The organism is Arthrobacter sp. P1_C12_2 (genome assembly GCF_056406415.1).
On the sequence record NZ_JBFUAF010000025.1, the window covers coordinates 23533 to 39854 of the forward strand.

Consider the following 16322-nt stretch of genomic DNA (forward strand, 5'->3'; position numbering starts at 1 on the left):
GGCCCGGGGCACGAATCCGGGCAGTCCCCAGAACCTGATTCCAAGGAGTACTCGTGAAGATGTCCAAGAAAATCGCCGCTTCCGCTGCCGCCGGAGCGCTGCTCCTGACGGGCGGTCTGACGGCCGCGGCCAACGCCGGCACGTCAGCCGTGGCTCCTGCGGCGGCGGCCGCTCCCGCCGCCGCTGTTCCCGCCGTCGCTGTTCCCGCCGTCGATGTCCAGCCGGTTCCCGAAACTGTGGTTGCCCAGAACCGGATCAGCGTCGGTGCCTCCGCGGACGCGGTCAAGGCCGCCCTCGCCAAGTGCCAGGCGGACAAGCTGCCGTTCGTCACGGTGGCCCTGGTGGACAGGTTCGGGACCGTGCAGGTCTTGCTCCGGGGCGACAATGCTGCCGAGCACACCATTGAAGCGGCGCAGCAGAAGGCCTATACGGCTGCCGCCTTCGGCACGCCCACCAGCGAACTTGCCAAACGCATTAACGGCAACGGACCCAGCATCGCGGACCTTCCCGGCACCCTTTTCCTGGCCGGCGGAGTCCCGCTCAAGGTCAACGGGGCCTCCGTGGCCGGGATCGGCGTGGGCGGCGCCCCGGACGGCATGCTGGATGAAGCGTGCGCAACTGCCGGCGCCGAGGCCATCGCTGCCGGGGCCTCGAAGTAGGCTCTGGGTTCATGAAGCGGTTCAGGACATGGCGGCGGGCGCGGCAGGTATCCGTGGCATTCATCGCCACGTCAGTCCTGGCTGTCTGCCTGGCATCCTGCCAGCCGGCCGGGGACCCCGGCCCGTTGCAGACACCGCCGTCGTCCGCGTCGTCAACGCTCTCGGCGCCTGTTGCACCCGAAGCGCCGACGGCGCCGGCGGCAAGTCCGCCATCGGCGGCGACGGCGCCGTCCGCCAGTACCAGTCCCGCCTTGTCCCCTGAGGCGCAGGCTGACCTCGACCAGAGACTGATCCGGGCCGCGAAAGCCAACGATGCCGGCGCTGTGGCGGAGCTCATCCGGGCCGGGGGCAACGTCAACGCTAAGGACGCCATCCAGGACTCGGCATTCCTCTACGCCGGGGCAGAGGGGTTCAACGAGGTGCTCCAGCTGACCTTGGCCGCCGGTGCGGACGTGCGGAGCACCAACCGCTACGGCGGAACCGCGCTGATCCCCGCCAGCGAACACGGGCACGTGGACACCGTACGGATCCTCATCGCTGCGGGCGTGCCCGTGAACCACGTCAACAACCTGGGCTGGACAGCCATGCAGGAAGCCATCCTGCTCAACAACGGGGGTCCCCAACAGCAGGAGGTTGTGCGCCAGCTCCTCGACGCCGGCGCGGACCCCAACATCCGCGACCCCCAGGGCCGCACAGCCCTGGAGAACGCGGAACGGCTGGGGTTTGCGGAGATCGCGGGCCTGATCCGGGGGCGGGACCAGCCGCGGTGACGGTGCGGAACCTCCCCACCTTCGCGATCCCGGTCTGCCTTGCAGGCCGGAACACGCCGGTGAAGTGCGTCAAACGTGGGGAGGATCCGCGGCCCTTTGCCCTCAGACGGCTTCGAGCACGCTGACGTAGTTGGCGATGCCCACGCCGCCCATGTTCTGCACCGCGGCCCGGCGCGGGTTGGCCAGCTGCATGTCGCCGGCCGTCCCCGTGAGCTGCATGGCGGCGATGACGTGCTGGGAGACGCCGGTGGCGCCGACGGGGTGGCCCTTGGCCTTGAGCCCGCCCGAGACGTTGACCGGCAGCTTGCCGTCCTTGAAAACCCAGCCTTCCTCGAGCGCCCGGGCGCCCTGGCCGCGTTCGGTCAGTCCCATGGCCTCGTACATGAGCAGCTCGGCGATGGTGAAGCAGTCGTGGACTTCCGCGAAGTCGAGCTCCTCCAGCCCGACGCCGGCCATCCCCAGGGCCCGCTGCCAGGAGGCGCGCGTGGCGGCGAATTCGGTGGGGTCCCGGCGCTCGGCCGGGAAGAAGTCGTTCGCCTGGCCGAAGCCGGCGAGCCGCACCGGCGCGGTGGCGCCGCCGGTCGGGGCAACGCTGAGGACGACGGCGGCGGCGCCGTCGGACACGGGGGAGCAGTCGGTGCGGCGCAGCGGATCGGCCACCATCGGGTTCTTGTCCGAGGCGGTGCGGCAGAACTCCTCGCCGAGGTCCTTGCGGAGCTGGGCGTAGGGGTTGTCGACGCCGTTGCGGTGGTTCTTCGCTGCGATGGTGCCCAGGACGTCGCCGAGACTGCCGGAGCCGTAGCGCTTCCCGTAGTGCTTTGCGACCTCGGCAAAGAGCCCTGTGAACCCTGTGGTGGAGGCCTTGCCGGCCATGTCGTAGTCCGCGCCGAGCAGGGCAGCGCCCACGACGTCGGCCCCGGCCTGGGTCATCTTCTCGGCCCCGATCACCAGGACGGTCTTTGCGGTGCCGGCCAGCAGGGATTTGGTGCCCTGCTGGAACGCGGCCGAACCGGAGGCGCACGCGTTCTCGACCCGGGTGGACGGGACGTTGGCGAGCTGGTCCGAGACCTGCAGTGCGAGGGAGGACGGGAAGGCCAGCGGCATCATGCCGGAGTTGAACTGGCCCAGGTAGATTTCATCGATCTGGCCGGCCTCGATCCCGGCATTCCCGATCGCCTCCGTGGCGACCTGCACGATCAGGGACTCGAGGGTCTCGTCCGTCAGCTTGCCGAAGCGGCTGTGTCCCCACCCGGTCAGCAGGACATCTTTGCCGAACTGTTCGCGCAGGCTCATGCCGGAGCTCCTTCCAGGGTGGGGGTTGCGTCGAGGGAGGGAGCGACGTCGAACGCGGCCTCGGTTTTCTCGCGGATTTCGTCCACGGTGACACCCGGGGCGAGGCGGGTGAGCGTGAGCCGCCGAACGCCGTCGACCTTTTCAAGGTCGAAGACCGCGAGGTCGCTGATGATGCGGTCCACGCAGCTGAGCCCGGTGAGCGGCAGCGTGCATTCCTTGACGATCTTGGCGGTGCCGTCCTTGGCGTTGTGCTCCGTCAGGACCACGACGCGCGGGGTGCCGGCCACGAGGTCCATGGCGCCGCCCATGCCCTTGACCATCTTGCCGGGGATGGTCCAGTTGGCGAGGTCGCCGTTCCCGGAGACCTGCATGGCGCCCAGGATCGCGACCTTCACGTGGCCGCCGCGGATCATGCCGAAGGAGGTCGCGGAGTCGAAGATGCTGCCGCCGGGCAGGACCGTGACGGTCTGCTTGCCGGCGTTGATGAGGTCCGCGTCTTCCTCGCCCTCGTAGGGGAATGGGCCCATGCCGAGCAGGCCGTTCTCGCTCTGCAGGACAACGCGGACGCCGTCGGGCAGGTTGTTGGCCACCAGCGTGGGGATGCCGATGCCAAGGTTGACGTAGTCGCCGTCGTTCAGTTCTTCGGCCGCGATTGCGGCCATTTCATCTCGGGTCCAGGCCATGGTGGTTCTCCTCGAAAAGTGGGGGAAGGGCGGGCGCCAATGCTGGCGCGCTCGGGGTGGGCGGCGCTCAGGCCGGATTAGACGGTGAAGGCGGACGCGGCGTGCGCACGTTCTACTTCCGCTTCGGGACGGGCGCGGACGGTCCGCTGCTCGATGTCCTTGACGCGGCCGCTGGCCCGGACCAGGCGCTGGACGAACACTCCGGGGGTGACGATGTGGTTCGGGTCCAGCTGGCCGGGCTCGACGATCACTTCGGCTTCGGCGACCGTCACGGCGCCCGCCGTAGCCACCACCGGATTGAAGTTCTGGGCGGTGTACCGGTAGATCAGGTTGCCGTCTGTGTCGGCCGTGTGGGCGTGGACCAGCGCGACATCGGCCTTGATGGCGCGTTCCTGGACATAGGTCTCGCCGTCGAACTCCGCCAGCGGCTTGCCTTCGGCGACGAGCGTGCCCACGCCGGTCTTCGTGTAGAACGCCGGGATGCCGGCGCCGCCGGCGCGCAGCCGCTCGGCGAGGGTGCCCTGCGGGGTGAACTCCACCTCCAGCTGGCCGGCGAGGTACTGCTCGGCGAAGAGCTTGTTTTCCCCGACGTAGGACGCGATGACCTTGCGGACCTGGCCGCCCTCGATCAGTACGCCGAGGCCCTTGCCGTCCACGCCCATGTTGTTGGAGACGACCGTCAGATTCTTCACCCCGGAGTCCCGCACGGCCTCGATCAGGTCAGCGGGGATCCCGCTGAGGCCGAAACCGCCGACGGCGAGCGTCATGCCGTCCCGCAGTACGTCCTGCAGAGCGGCCGCCGCCCCGGATTTCACCTTTGACATTGCATCTCCTCGTTGAGCTCTTCTTGCTGTCCACTCCGGCAATCCACTTTGTGGACTCCTTGTCTGAAGAAGGAGCCTATGGTGTGTCGCAGACCACTGTCAATGCGAAGTTTCCGTGCGAACTGGCGAAGTTTATAGTGTGGACGCTACGCTTACGACTATCCATTATGTGGACAATTGATGCGGAAAATTGTGTAAAAGCATTGGTCAGGTCCGGTCCGAGAAGAGGCAAGAGATGAATGCGACACCCGTCCAGGGCGCCCAGGTGGTCAGCCGGGCAGCCGGCCTGCTGCGCCTGGTCGGCAGGAAGCCGGAGGGCTGCCCGCTGGTGGAGCTCGTGCGTGAATCGGGGCTGACGCGCCCCACCGTGCACCGGCTGCTGAGCTCCTTGGCGGCCGAGGGGCTGCTGGACCAGGATCCGGGCAGCGGCAACTGGGTCCTGGGCCCGGAGATCCTGCTGCTGGGGTCCGTGGCCTCGGCGCGCTTCCCCCTGGAGGACATCGCGAGGCCGAGCCTGCGCCGCCTCGCCGAAGAGACCGGCGAAAGCGCGTTCTTCTCCATCCGCCGCGGCAACGAAACCGTGTGCCTGCTCCGGGAGGAAGGCAGCTTCCCGGTCCGTTCCTTCGTGCTGCACGAGGGCGTGCGGTTCCCGCTCGGCGTCGCCTCCGCCGGCACGGCCATCATGGCCTTCCTGCCGGCACAAGAGCAGGACGAGCTGCTCGGAAACTGGGCAGCCCATGCCGGCAGCTTTGCGGCCGCGCACACCGAAGCCCGGGTCAGGGAGAACCTGGAAGCGACGCGGCGGGCCGGTTATGCGGTCAATCCGGGGCTGGTCCTGGAAGGCAGTTGGGGGATGGGTGCGGCGGTCTTCGACCAGCGGGGGCGCCCCGCCTGGGCGCTGTCGCTGACCGGCATCGAGCCGCGCTTCCGGGAAGACCGGCGCCCGCAGCTGGGCAGGCTGCTTATGGACGAGGCCCACCGGATCTCGACGCTGCTGACCCGCTCGCCAGGCGCCTGACCCTCGCCGGGGACCTGAATTTCGACGGCGGCACCCGGCGCCCCGTCGTGCCCGGCCGTCGTGGGGCACTTTGACGCGGACACGCCGGCAATTGAGGCCGAAACGGTTCAGCCAGGGCTCAAAGTGCCCCGGTTCGGCTCAGGCTACCTCGGACAGTTCACCTGGTCGCGAGGCTCTTGCGCAGGCGCCAGTTGTGCCAGAAGCTGGCAGCACAGCTCACGATCGCGTCGAGCCGAAGGAGCGCAGCCTCATGAAAAACATCAAAATCTCTTTCGATCACTATGGCAGCCCGGACGTCCTCACTGCGGGCGAGGAGGAACTGCCGGCTCCGGGGGAGAGCGAGGTCCAGGTGGGAATCCGCGCCGTCGCCGTCAACCCGATGGACTGGAAAATCGTTGCCGGCTACCTGGAGCGGTACCTTCCCCTGGACTTCCCTGCAGTTCCCGGCTGTGAGGCGGCTGGAACAGTGACCGCCGTCGGCCACGGCGTGACCGGGTACGAGGTGGGCGACGAGGTCATCTGGAACGGCATTTCCGGAGGCTACCGCGCCGTGGCCAATCTTCCGGCCAGCCAGCTGACGCCAAAGCCCGCGGGCATCGATTTTGAGCAGGCGGCGTGCGTCGCGATAGCTGGCGGCACAGCGTATTCGGCGCTGGTCCAGCTTGGCATTGGCGTGGGGGACACGGTCCTCATCCACGGCGCAGCGGGCGGGGTCGGCTCGGCGGCAGTCCAGGTCGCGCGGCACCTCGGCGCCCGGGTCATCGGCACCGCATCAGAGCAGAATCATGACTATTTGCGCGGCCTCGGCGCCGAGCCTGTGGCCTATGGCGAAGGGCTCGTGGAACGCGTCCGCTCCCTGGGCACCATCACCGCCGTCGTGGACACCTTTGGAGGGGAGGAGACGACGACGGCGACGGTCGAGTTGCTCGGCGGCCACGGCGCCGCGGTGACCACTATGCCTGGAAAAGAGGCCAACGCCGCCGGATTTGCACCGGTCAGGCTGCTGGACGGACGTGTTGCGGAGGCGGCCCGGCTGTCGGCCGATGGAAAGCTCCGCTTCAGCATCCAGGAGCGGATTCCCCTCACCGATGCGGCCCGGGCGCTGGGCATCAGCCGCGCTGGGCATGTCCGGGGCAAGCTCGTGCTGATCCCGTAAAGAAGGCTGTCGTGGGGCACTTTGACACACGCCGGTCGTTGAGGCCGAAAAGGCTCAGCCACGGTGAAAAAGTGCCCCTTTTCGGCCTGCAGCCCGGCCCCGGGGCTCCCGGCTCAGGCTATTTCCACCAGGTGTCGAAAATCGTCACGGGCACCGTGCGCTTGTGCCGGGTCCGCAGGTACATCGACTCGATCCGTTCGGCCGCGGCATCCGGCACATCGCGGCCCTCGAGGTAGTCATCGATCACGTCGTAGCCCAGACCGAGTTCGTCCTCGTCGGTGCGGCCAGGCTTGCCGTCCAGGAGATCCGCCGTCGGGATCTTTTCCCAGATCCGGGCCGGGGCGCCGAGTTCAGCCAGCAGCGCGCGGTTCTGGCGCTTGTTGAGGCCGAACAGCGGCAGGATGTCCGCGCCCCCGTCGCCGAACTTGGTGAAGAATCCGGTGACGGATTCGGCGCCGTGATCCGTGCCGATCACCAGGTAGTTGTGCTCGCCGGCCAGGGCGTACTGGGCGATCATCCGGGTCCGGGCCTTCGTGTTGCCCTTGTGGAAATCGGAGATCTCCGTGCCCACGGTCTTCTGGAATTCGTCCTCGAAGCCGTCCACCGCGGCCGAGATGTTGAACGTCCATTCGGTCTTGGCGCGCACGAAGTCCAGGGCAGCCTGGGCGTCGTCCTCGTCGTGCTGGACGCCGTAGGGAAGCCGCACGGCCACGAAATTCGCCTCGGTGCCCTCGGCCTCGAGTTCCTCGACCGCCAGCTGGGCCAGGCGACCGGCCAGGGAAGAGTCCAGGCCGCCCGAGATGCCCAGGACGAAACCCTTGGTGTGGGTGGCCGTCAGGTATTCCTTGAGGAACGCCACGCGCTTGCGCACCTCCCCGGCGGGGTCGATCCGGGGCTGCACGCCCATTTCCTCGATGATCTTCGCCTGGAGTTCACGCATGCCTCACAGCCTAGCCAGCGCTGTCAACAACGCTCAACTGTGTCCGTCAGCATGGCGCTGCGCACAACTACTGGCGCGGCGTACAACGACTGGCGTTGCGTAAAATACTCTGCGCTGCGCACAACCACTGGCGCTGCGCGAAATACTCTGCGCTGCGCGGATACCCCTAGCGCAAGGTATTCTGCGCAGCGCTCGCCAGGCGGCGCAGCGGAAACCACACCCCGCCATCACAAAGCCGGCCGCACCGGGCCGGTGGAGCCCCGGACCGTGAGATGGGTGGGCATCACGGACCGGCTTCGGATGCCGCCGCCGGCCAGCGGGTTCAGCTGGGCCAGCAGCATGGACACCGCCACGCGGCCGGCCTGTTCGATCGGTGAGGCCATGGTGGAAAGCGGCGGATTGCAGAAGTCGGCGCCAAAGATGTCGTCGCAGCCCACAATGCTCATGTCCTGCGGGACGCGGATGCCGCGTTCGCGAAGGCGCTGGAGCATGCCGATCGCGATGAGGTCGTTGAACGCGAGGCAGGCGGTGACTCCACTGTGTACGGCGGCGTCCGCGGCCGCCGCGCCGGACTGCGTCTTGGGGGCGAACGGCCCCAGCCGGCAAACCTCCACGCCGCGCTCCTCTGCTGCCACGGACAACGCGGTCCACCGCTGTTCGCTGGACTGCGACGTCGCCGGACCGGCCACGTAGGCCACCCGCGTGTGTCCCAGCGAAATCAGGTGGTCCAGCGCCTGGCTGGTGGCGGACGGGGTGTCGATCAGGACCGCGGGAACGCCGGGCACGTCACGATTGATGGCGACCATGGGCATCTTCGCCGCCGCGTCCAGCAGGGCTTCGTCGCTGAGCCTGGATGCGGCAACGATGATGCCGTCGGCGCTCTTGCGCAGCTGCTCCACGGTGCTGGCCTCCACCTCGTCGGATTCTTCCGTGTCCACCAGCAGTTGGGTATACCCGGCCGCCTTGAGCTGGAGCTGGGCGCCCCTGATCAGGTCGAAGTAGAACGGGTTGGTGATATCGGGAACTAGGACTCCCACTGCGCCCGTGCGGCCGGAACTCAGCGCCTTCGCCTGGCTGTTGGGCGTGTAGTGCAGCTGGGCCGCGGCCGCCTCGATCCGCTGCCGCGTCCTGATGTTGACGCGGTCCGGCGTTGACAGCGCGCGCGAAACCGTGGAGGCCGCCACACCGCAGAGGGCGGCGATGTCATGGATGGTGGCCGGGCGGTCCACTGCTGCTGGTTGCGTCGTAGCCACGGCGCTCCTCTCTGAACGTGGTGGCCGGGCCGTGGTGGCCGGGGCGGTCGCCGGGCTGTGATTGCCGCCACGGGACCGGTCAGCAAAGAATGCCACAGATTGTCAGAGTTTGGCAATCGGTTGTCATTTAGCTGCGGTGCTGTCTAGACTGGGGCGTACACCGTTTGTGAACCGCGTCACCGCGCCGGAGCCGGAAGCTGCCCGCGGCGGCCGCGAAACCCAGGAGATCCGCGTGAGCAAAACACCAACCGCAGTCTGGTCGCTTTCAGGCTTCGGCGACGAGATAGATCCGGACCCGGCAGTCCAGGCCGCCGTGCTGCTGGCGCTGGGCGCAAGCCATATCGAGGTGCGCAGTGCCTGGGGGACTAACGTCTCCGAGCTGGAGCCCGGGCAGGTTGCCCGGCTCAAGGAAATCCTGGATGAAAAGGGCCTCAAGGTCTCGGCCGTGGCCAGCCCCATCGGCAAAGTGGATGTAAGCCTGCCGGTCGAGCATGAAATGGCACGGCTGCGCCAAATCATCTCAGTGGCCAAGGGACTGGATACCAAATACGTCCGCATCTTCTCCTTCTTCCGGGCGGAAGACCTCAGCGCGGAAGACATCCGCGAGGACGTCCTGGTCCGCATGGGCGCCCTTGCCGCGCTCGCCGCGGAAGCCGGCGTCGTGCTCCTGCATGAAAACGAAAAGGGCATCTACGGCGATACGCCGCAGCGCGTGCTGGACATCATGGAGTCCGTGAACTCGCCAGCGCTCCGCATCGCGTGGGACAACGCCAACTTCGTCCAGGTGGGCGTCAAGCCCTATACCGAGGGCTACGCCATGCTGCGCCCCTACCTCGAGTACTTCCAGGTCAAGGACGCGCTCGCCACCACCGGGGAAGTGGTTCCCTCCGGCGAGGGCGATGGCGAACTCGACGCCACGATCGCCGCCCTCAAGGCGGACGGGTACGCCGGTTTCGCCTCGCTGGAACCCCACCTGGCCAGCGCCCACGAGCTGGGCGGCTTCTCGGGCCCGGCGGCCTTCGGCACTGCGGCCCGGGCCTTCGCCGCGCTGGCCGCGAAAAACCAGATCGAGCTCGTCTAATCGATCTCTTTTAGCAGGAATGCACCACCACTAGGGAAATAGGGAGCTCCGGATGCCAAAGGCGGCAATCATCGGCTGCGGCGACGTGTCGGTCGTTCACTTTGAAGCACTTGCAGGGATGGACGACGCCGAATTGGTGGCCGTCTGTGACACGGATCCGGGGCGGCGCGCCGCGGCGCAGGAGGCCCACGGGGTCCCCGGCTTCGAGGACTACCGCGACATGCTCGAGGCGACCGCTCCCGACGTCGTGCACATCACCACCCCGCATCACGAACATGCGGCGATCGCGATCGAATGCCTGCACCGCGGCGTCAACGTGGTGCTGGAAAAGCCCCTGGCGCACACCCTTTCCGAGGGCGAAAGGCTGCTGGCCGCGGCTGCCGCAAGCCCGGCGAAAATTGGCCTGTGTTTCCAGAACCGCTACAACGCCCCGGTGCAGGAAATGCGCCGGCTGCTGGACTCCGGTGAACTGGGCAAGGTGCTGGGGGCCTCGGCCACGGTCATGTGGCACCGGCAGCCCGATTACTACCTCGGCCGGCCCTGGCGCGGAAGCTGGGGCGAGGGCGGCGGCGGCCTGATGATGAACCAGGCCATCCACACCGTTGACCTGCTGCAATGGCTGTTGGGCGACGTCGTCACGCTCGCCGGCACCGCCTCGACCCATGCGCTGGCAGAAGCGATCGAGGTGGAGGACACCGCGGAGTTTGCCGCGCTGCACAGCAACGGCGCGCGCAGCGTCTTCTACGCCACCCTCGCCAACACCTTCAACGCACCCGTCACCCTGGACATCAGTACCGAGAGGGCAACGCTGAGCCTGCGCGGGGACCTGACGGTCACTTACGACGGCGGGCGCAGCGAGGTGGTCCGTGAACGCGCCATTGGATCGGGCGGCCGTTCCTACTGGGGTGTTTCGCATGCCCTGCTGATCGTAGATTTCTATGCCGGACTGGCGCAGCCGGGCCCGTTCTGGATTGACGCCGCCGAAGGGGCGAAGTCGCTGCGGATCGTGAAGGAACTCTACCGGCAGTCCTACCCCGGCTCTGAGGAAAAGGTGTCCTAGCCGGACGCGTCTCCGCGGTTTTTCGCAACCGCGCGCGGACTTCTACGCGCTTCTCGTTCGTTGCGTGCGTGGTGATTGTTCACTACGTGCGCGCCTCCGCAGCGCCGTCGTGCACGCTTCCGCCGCGCCGTTGTGCGCCGTCGTGCTGCCCAGTCACACTACCTGTTCGCAATAATTCAATAAGGTTGTGACAACCGGTTGCCAGATGTGGCAACCCAACGTACGCTGAACCCACAAGCGGCAATGTGGCCCAAGCCACATTGCCGCCACCATCGTCCGTGGCAACGGACCTCGTCAAGCGATCCAAAGGAGCCAACAATGAAGTTCGGTCCCAAGGCAGCAGCAGCTGCCCTCATCCTCAGCGCATCCCTCGCGCTCACCGGCTGCGGCGGCGGCGCTGCAGCGGGCGGCTCGGCCGCAGGCACCACGGCCACGGCCCTGACGCTGGGCACCATCCAGGACGTCCGGTCCTGGGACCCGGCCCAGGCCCATGTGGGCCACCTCCTCCAGCCGTACCAGGCCGTCTATGACACCCTGATCCTGCGCCAGCCGGATGGAAAGCTCAGCCCCATGCTGGCAACGGCCTGGAAGTACAACGCAGCCAACACCAAACTGACGGTGGACCTGCGCACGGACGTCACCTTCAGTGACGGCGCCAAGTTTGACGCCGAGGCCGCCAAAGCCAACATGGACCACTTCAAGAAGGCCAACGGCCCGCAGATGGCCCAGCTCAACGCGGTCAAAGACGTCGCCGTTGTGGACGCCGACACCATCGACATCAACCTCAGCACCCCGGACCCGGCCCTGGAATACTTCCTCAGCCAGGCCGCCGGCCTGATGGGCAGCCCCAAGGCGCTCGGAACCGACGGCATCAAGACCGAACCGGTGGGCTCCGGGCCCTACGTGATGGACAGGGCCGCGTCGGTCAAGGATTCCCAGACCGTGTTCACCGCCCGGAAGGACTACTGGAACAAGGATCTGCAGAAGTACTCCAAGCTCACCTTCAAGATCCTGGCCGACCCCACAGCCCGCACCAACGCCCTGGTCTCCGGCCAGGTGGACGCCACCCTCCTGGACCCCAAGAACGGCAAGCAGGCCGAGGGCGCCAAGATGAAGCTGGCCGCCAACGAGGTGGACTGGCAGGGCCTGCTCCTGCTGGACCGTGACGGTGCCAAGAACCCGGCCTTGCAAAACGTCAAGGTCCGCCAGGCCATCAACTACGCCTTTGACCGCAAGACCATCCTGGACCAGGTCCTGCTGGGCCAGGGCACCCCGACGTCCCAGCCGTTCGGCAAGGCCAGCGGCGCCTGGACCGAAGGGCTGGAGAACTACTACAGCTACGATCCGGCCAAGGCCAAGCAGCTCCTCAAAGAGGCCGGCTATGAATCCGGCGTGACCCTGGAAGTCCCCAGCATCCCCGACTTCCAGACCCAGATTTCCGTGGTCCAGCAGCAGCTGGCAGACGTCGGTATCACCCTGAAGATTGGCGCCGCGCTCACCAACACCTTCACGTCCGATGTGGCTGGACAGAAATACACCACCATGTACTTCTCCCTCTTCCAGGGCCAGCCGACAGTTGCCATCAACCAGATCATCTCCACCAAGGCGCTCTACAACCCATTCAAGAACGCGTCGCCGGAGCTCGACGCCAAGATTGACGCCGTGCGCAACGGCGGCGCCGACGCCGGCAAGCTGGCCCAGGAAGTGAACAAGTATGTGGTGGAGCAGGCCTGGTTCGCTCCGCTGTTCCGCGTCAACCAGATGTACTACCACAACGCCAAGGTGAATGTGACGCCTCAGATCCAGCAGGCCGTTCCGTCCATCTACAACTACTCACCGGCCAAGTAGGACACCATGATCAGGTTCATTGCGAAAAGGCTGGGCAGCGGGCTGGTGGTGCTGTTTGTTGTCTCGGCGCTCACCTTCTTCCTGCTGTATATGTCCAGCGGGAGCATCGCCAGGAACATCCTGGGCGACCAGGCCACCGCTGAGCAGGTGGGGTTGAAAGAACACGAGCTAGGCCTGGATCAGCCCCTGCTGACCCGCTACTTCACCTGGGTGTCCGATGCCCTCAGCGGAAACCTTGGCGCATCCTGGTTCACCTCGGAACCGGTGGCCAACTCCTTGGCCAGCCGGATTCCCGTGACCATGACCATGGTTTTCGCCGCAATGATCCTGATCGCAATTTGTGCCGCACTCATTGGCATTGCCGCTGCGGTCAAGCGAGGCTGGGTGGACAGGGTGGTCCAGGTTGGCGCCATCATCGGCGACTCCGTCCCGGGGTTCGTGATCGGCGTCATCCTGGTCACCATCCTGGCCATCCAGATGGGCCTCTTCCCGGCTACCAGCACCATTTCCCCGGACTCCGGGGCCGACGCCTGGATCTATTCCATGTCCCTTCCGGTGATCGCCCTGCTGATCAACGGCGTCACCGGCGGCGCGCAGCAGATCCGCAGCGCCGTGATCAAACAACTCGAGCGCGACTATGTCCGCACCCTGCGCAGCCGCGGGATCGGCGAGCGCGAGATTCTGTTCAGACACGTCCTGCGCAGCGCCGCTCCGGCCGGCCTGACCGTGCTGAGCCTGCAGCTGATCGGCATGCTTGGCGGCGTGGTGATCATCGAGCAGATCTTCGCCCTTCCCGGCATGGGTCCGCTGGCGGTCGCCGCTACCGGCCAGTCCGATCTTCCGGTGGTGATGGGCGTCGTGATGTACACGGTGGTCGTCGTCATCGTGGTGAACCTGCTGGTGGACATTCTCAATGGCTGGCTCAACCCGAAGGTACGTGTCTCATGAGCGATTCTGTAGAAACCGCGGCAGTCGCCGCCCCTCCACCCTCTGCCCCTTCACCCGCCGCCCCTCCACCCGCCGCCCCCACAGGGAAGATCGGAACAGGGCAAAGCGGCACGCTGGTCCGTTCCACCGTCATCCGGCGCCTGTTCAAGAACCCCCTGGGCATCGTTGCCATGACCATCCTGCTGGCGATCTCGCTCCTGGCCATCCTGGCCCCGGTCCTGGCGCCCTTCGACCAGAACTACGCCAACATTGCCAAGACCCTAGCCGCCCCGGACTCCGTCAACATCCTCGGAACGGACAGCGCCGGGCGCGACGTGTGGAGCCGGCTGCTGTTCGGTGCGCAGCTGACGCTGCTTTCCGCACTGCTCTGCGCGGGCGTGGCCATTGCCATCGGCCTGCCGGCCGGCCTGATCGCCGGCTACTATTCCGGCAAGTTCGAGGCAGTCTCCAACTGGGTGGTCAGCATCCTCATGAGCCTTCCGGGCCTGATCGTGCTGCTGACCATCCGGGCCGCCTTCGGCCCCTCGGTGTGGTTGTCGATGATCGCCTTCGGCATCCTCATCAGCCCGTCCTACTTCCGGCTGACCCGGACGGCCGTCCAATCGGTGCGCAACGAACTGTACGTTGACGCCGCACGTGTATCCGGGCTCTCGGACCTGAGCATCATCGCCCGGCACATCTTCTCCGTGGTCCGGGCTCCGATCATCATCCAGACCGCGGCGATTGCCGGCGTGGCCATCGCCATCCAGTCCGGCCTGGAATTCCTCGGCCTGGGCGATCCCACCAAGGCCACCTGGGGCGTCATGCTCTCCGAGGGCTTCAAGAACGTCTACCTGAATCCGACGCTGCTCTTCTGGCCGGCACAGGCCATGGCGCTGACCATCGGCGCCCTGGTCCTGCTGGGCAACGCCATCCGCGACGCCCTGGAAGACGGCGAAAAGATCAAGCACCGCCGCACCAAGTCTCCGGTCACGGTCCCGGCTACAGGCTCGACGACGGCGGCATCCGCCGCCGCCCGCCCGTCGCGGAAGTCAGTGGCCGCCGTCGTTCCCGGAACAGAGCACCACCTCGTCAAGGTGACCAATCTCGGCGTCGGCTATCCGCAGGCGGACGGTTCCATCAAGAAGGTCGTTGACGACGTCTCCTTCCACGTGGACCGCGGCGAGTTCCTGGGCATCGTGGGCGAATCCGGCTCGGGCAAGTCCCAGACCGCCTTCTCCATCCTGGGGCTGCTGCCGGACAACGCCCGCATTGTGGCCGGATCCATCCAGTTCGACGGCAACTACACCGTGGTTCCGGGCGAGGAACACGTCAGCCAGGAGCGCCTGTCCAAACTCCGCGGCAGACGGATTTCCTACATTCCGCAGGAGCCTATGAGCAACTTGGACCCTGCGTTCACCATCGGCTACCAGCTGGTCACTCCCATGGTGCGCGTCCTCGGAATCTCCAAGGCCGAGGCCAGGAAGCGGGCGCTGAAGCTGCTCGCCGACGTCGGCATCGCCAGCCCCGACCGGACCTTCAACGCCTACCCGCACGAAGTCTCCGGCGGCATGGCCCAGCGGGTGCTGATCGCCGGTGCCATCAGCTGCGAGCCGGATCTGGTGATCGCGGACGAGCCCACCACGGCCCTGGATGTCACGGTGCAGGCGGAGGTGCTGGACCTGCTGCGCGGGCTCCAGGAGCGCCTGAACATCGGCGTCATCCTGGTGACCCACAATTTCGGAGTGGTGGCGGATCTCTGCGACCGTGTGGCCGTCATGCAGAACGGCCGGCTCGTGGAGGAGGGGCCTGTCCGCGACATACTCCGCCATCCGCAGGAACCCTACACGCAGACGCTTTTGGCCTCGATGCTTGAAGGCAAGGAACCCATGTCCATGCTCGTTTCCCCCCGGCAGAAGGAGCCAGTCGCATGAGCATCACCGAAAGCGCGCCGCTGCTCGCAGTGGACCGGCTGGTGGTTGAGTACCCCAGCAAGCATTTCCGGGCAAAGCCCTTCCGCGCCCTGACGGACATCAACATCACCATCGGCCGGGGCGAAACCCTCGGCCTGGTGGGAGAATCCGGTTCAGGCAAGACCACGCTGGGCCGCGCCATCCTGGGGCTGGCGCCCGTGACCGGCGGGAAGATCAGCTTCGACGGCAAGGACATCAGCCACGCCAGCCGCAAGGACCGGCGGGTCCTGAGCCGGGACCTGCAGGTGGTTTTCCAAGATCCCTACACCTCGCTGAACCCGGCACTGGAGGTCGGCGGCATCCTTTCCGAGCCATTGGGTGTGCAGGGCATGGATGCCGCCGCGGCCAGGAAGCGCGTGACGGAACTGCTGGACCAGGTGGGCCTGCCGTCCGACGCCATCAACCGGCTGCCGCGCGAATTCAGTGGCGGGCAGCGCCAGCGCGTGGCGATCGCCCGGGCCCTGGCTCTCTCGCCCAAGCTGATCGTCTGCGATGAACCGGTCAGCGCCCTGGACCTTTCCACCCAGGCCCGGGTGCTGGATCTGTTCCTGCAGATCCAGAAGGACACCGGCGTGTCCTACCTTTTCGTCTCGCACGACCTCGACGTCGTCCGGCACATCAGCCACCGCGTGGCCGTGATGTATCACGGGGAGATCGTCGAACAGGGCCCGGCCGGCGTGGTCACCACCGACCCCGACCACCCCTACACCCAGCGGCTGCTGCTCGCGTCCCCGGTCCCGGACCCGGACCGGCAGGAACAGCGCCGAGCGGACCGGCACCGCCTGCTCGAAACGCAGCGGATGCAGCATGAACAAGCGGGCGCCCTCGCCTGAGGGC

The 16322-nt window shown here is 66.8% G+C and carries 15 protein-coding genes; 10 read left to right on the forward strand and 5 right to left on the reverse strand.

Annotation, left to right across the window (positions count from 1 at the left end):
* The first annotated feature begins 59 nt into the window (after nucleotides 1-59).
* Together AC1DZQ_RS20410 and AC1DZQ_RS20415 are read left to right on the forward strand one after the other, a co-directional pair.
* Entirely contained in the window at nucleotides 60-659 is a 600-nt protein-coding gene (locus AC1DZQ_RS20410) for a GlcG/HbpS family heme-binding protein (RefSeq protein ID WP_476965243.1), read from the forward strand.
* Between the two features lie 11 nt (nucleotides 660-670).
* Nucleotides 671-1429, forward strand: coding sequence for an ankyrin repeat domain-containing protein (locus AC1DZQ_RS20415; RefSeq protein ID WP_476965211.1), 759 nt, complete (start codon nucleotides 671-673; stop codon nucleotides 1427-1429).
* Between the two features lie 102 nt (nucleotides 1430-1531).
* On the opposite strand, the gene AC1DZQ_RS20420 is transcribed toward AC1DZQ_RS20415, so the two are convergent.
* The 3 genes from AC1DZQ_RS20420 to AC1DZQ_RS20430 form a co-directional block, all read right to left on the reverse strand.
* Nucleotides 1532-2722 carry an acetyl-CoA acetyltransferase gene (locus AC1DZQ_RS20420; RefSeq protein ID WP_476965212.1) on the reverse strand — a complete coding sequence of 397 codons (1191 nt, stop codon included), beginning with the start codon at nucleotides 2720-2722 and terminating at the stop codon, nucleotides 1532-1534.
* Complete coding sequence (locus tag AC1DZQ_RS20425; protein ID WP_476965213.1) at nucleotides 2719-3405, reverse strand: CoA transferase subunit B; 687 nt, start codon at nucleotides 3403-3405, stop codon at nucleotides 2719-2721. Before AC1DZQ_RS20425 ends, AC1DZQ_RS20420 begins: the two co-directional genes overlap by 4 nt.
* A 77-nt stretch (nucleotides 3406-3482) precedes the next feature.
* Entirely contained in the window at nucleotides 3483-4229 is a 747-nt protein-coding gene (locus AC1DZQ_RS20430; protein ID WP_476965214.1) for a CoA transferase subunit A, read from the reverse strand.
* 235 nt (nucleotides 4230-4464) lie between these two features.
* Between AC1DZQ_RS20430 and AC1DZQ_RS20435 the strand changes: the two genes are divergently transcribed.
* Nucleotides 4465-5247, forward strand: coding sequence for an IclR family transcriptional regulator (locus AC1DZQ_RS20435; RefSeq protein WP_476965215.1), 783 nt, complete (start codon nucleotides 4465-4467; stop codon nucleotides 5245-5247).
* A gap of 250 nt (nucleotides 5248-5497) precedes the next feature.
* Nucleotides 5498-6403, forward strand: a complete 906-nt coding sequence (locus AC1DZQ_RS20440) for an NADP-dependent oxidoreductase (protein ID WP_476965216.1) — start codon at nucleotides 5498-5500, stop codon at nucleotides 6401-6403.
* 118 nt (nucleotides 6404-6521) lie between these two features.
* On the opposite strand, the gene nadE is transcribed toward AC1DZQ_RS20440, so the two are convergent.
* Nucleotides 6522-7343, reverse strand: a complete 822-nt coding sequence (nadE, locus tag AC1DZQ_RS20445; protein WP_476965217.1) for an ammonia-dependent NAD(+) synthetase — start codon at nucleotides 7341-7343, stop codon at nucleotides 6522-6524.
* Nucleotides 7344-7570: 227 nt separating this feature from the next.
* Nucleotides 7571-8596 carry a LacI family DNA-binding transcriptional regulator gene (locus AC1DZQ_RS20450; RefSeq protein ID WP_476965218.1) on the reverse strand — a complete coding sequence of 342 codons (1026 nt, stop codon included), beginning with the start codon at nucleotides 8594-8596 and terminating at the stop codon, nucleotides 7571-7573.
* A gap of 232 nt (nucleotides 8597-8828) precedes the next feature.
* Here AC1DZQ_RS20450 and AC1DZQ_RS20455 point away from each other — a divergent pair, with 232 nt between their 5' ends.
* The 6 genes from AC1DZQ_RS20455 (at nucleotide 8829) to AC1DZQ_RS20480 (ending at nucleotide 16318) form a co-directional block, all read left to right on the forward strand.
* A complete protein-coding gene (locus tag AC1DZQ_RS20455; protein WP_476965219.1) occupies nucleotides 8829-9677 on the forward strand; it encodes a sugar phosphate isomerase/epimerase family protein in 849 nt (282 codons plus the stop codon).
* Between the two features lie 52 nt (nucleotides 9678-9729).
* Nucleotides 9730-10737: a Gfo/Idh/MocA family protein gene (locus AC1DZQ_RS20460; protein ID WP_476965220.1), complete on the forward strand. Its 1008-nt coding sequence runs from the start codon at nucleotides 9730-9732 to the stop codon at nucleotides 10735-10737.
* Nucleotides 10738-11055: 318 nt separating this feature from the next.
* Complete coding sequence (locus tag AC1DZQ_RS20465) at nucleotides 11056-12585, forward strand: ABC transporter substrate-binding protein (RefSeq protein WP_476965221.1); 1530 nt, start codon at nucleotides 11056-11058, stop codon at nucleotides 12583-12585.
* A gap of 6 nt (nucleotides 12586-12591) precedes the next feature.
* A complete protein-coding gene (locus tag AC1DZQ_RS20470) occupies nucleotides 12592-13533 on the forward strand; it encodes an ABC transporter permease (protein WP_476965222.1) in 942 nt (313 codons plus the stop codon).
* Nucleotides 13530-15446, forward strand: a complete 1917-nt coding sequence (locus AC1DZQ_RS20475) for a dipeptide/oligopeptide/nickel ABC transporter permease/ATP-binding protein (RefSeq protein WP_476965223.1) — start codon at nucleotides 13530-13532, stop codon at nucleotides 15444-15446. The genes AC1DZQ_RS20470 and AC1DZQ_RS20475 overlap by 4 nt, the downstream gene beginning before the upstream one ends.
* Complete coding sequence (locus tag AC1DZQ_RS20480; RefSeq protein ID WP_476965224.1) at nucleotides 15443-16318, forward strand: ATP-binding cassette domain-containing protein; 876 nt, start codon at nucleotides 15443-15445, stop codon at nucleotides 16316-16318. The genes AC1DZQ_RS20475 and AC1DZQ_RS20480 overlap by 4 nt, the downstream gene beginning before the upstream one ends.
* The last annotated feature ends 4 nt before the right edge of the window (nucleotides 16319-16322 follow it).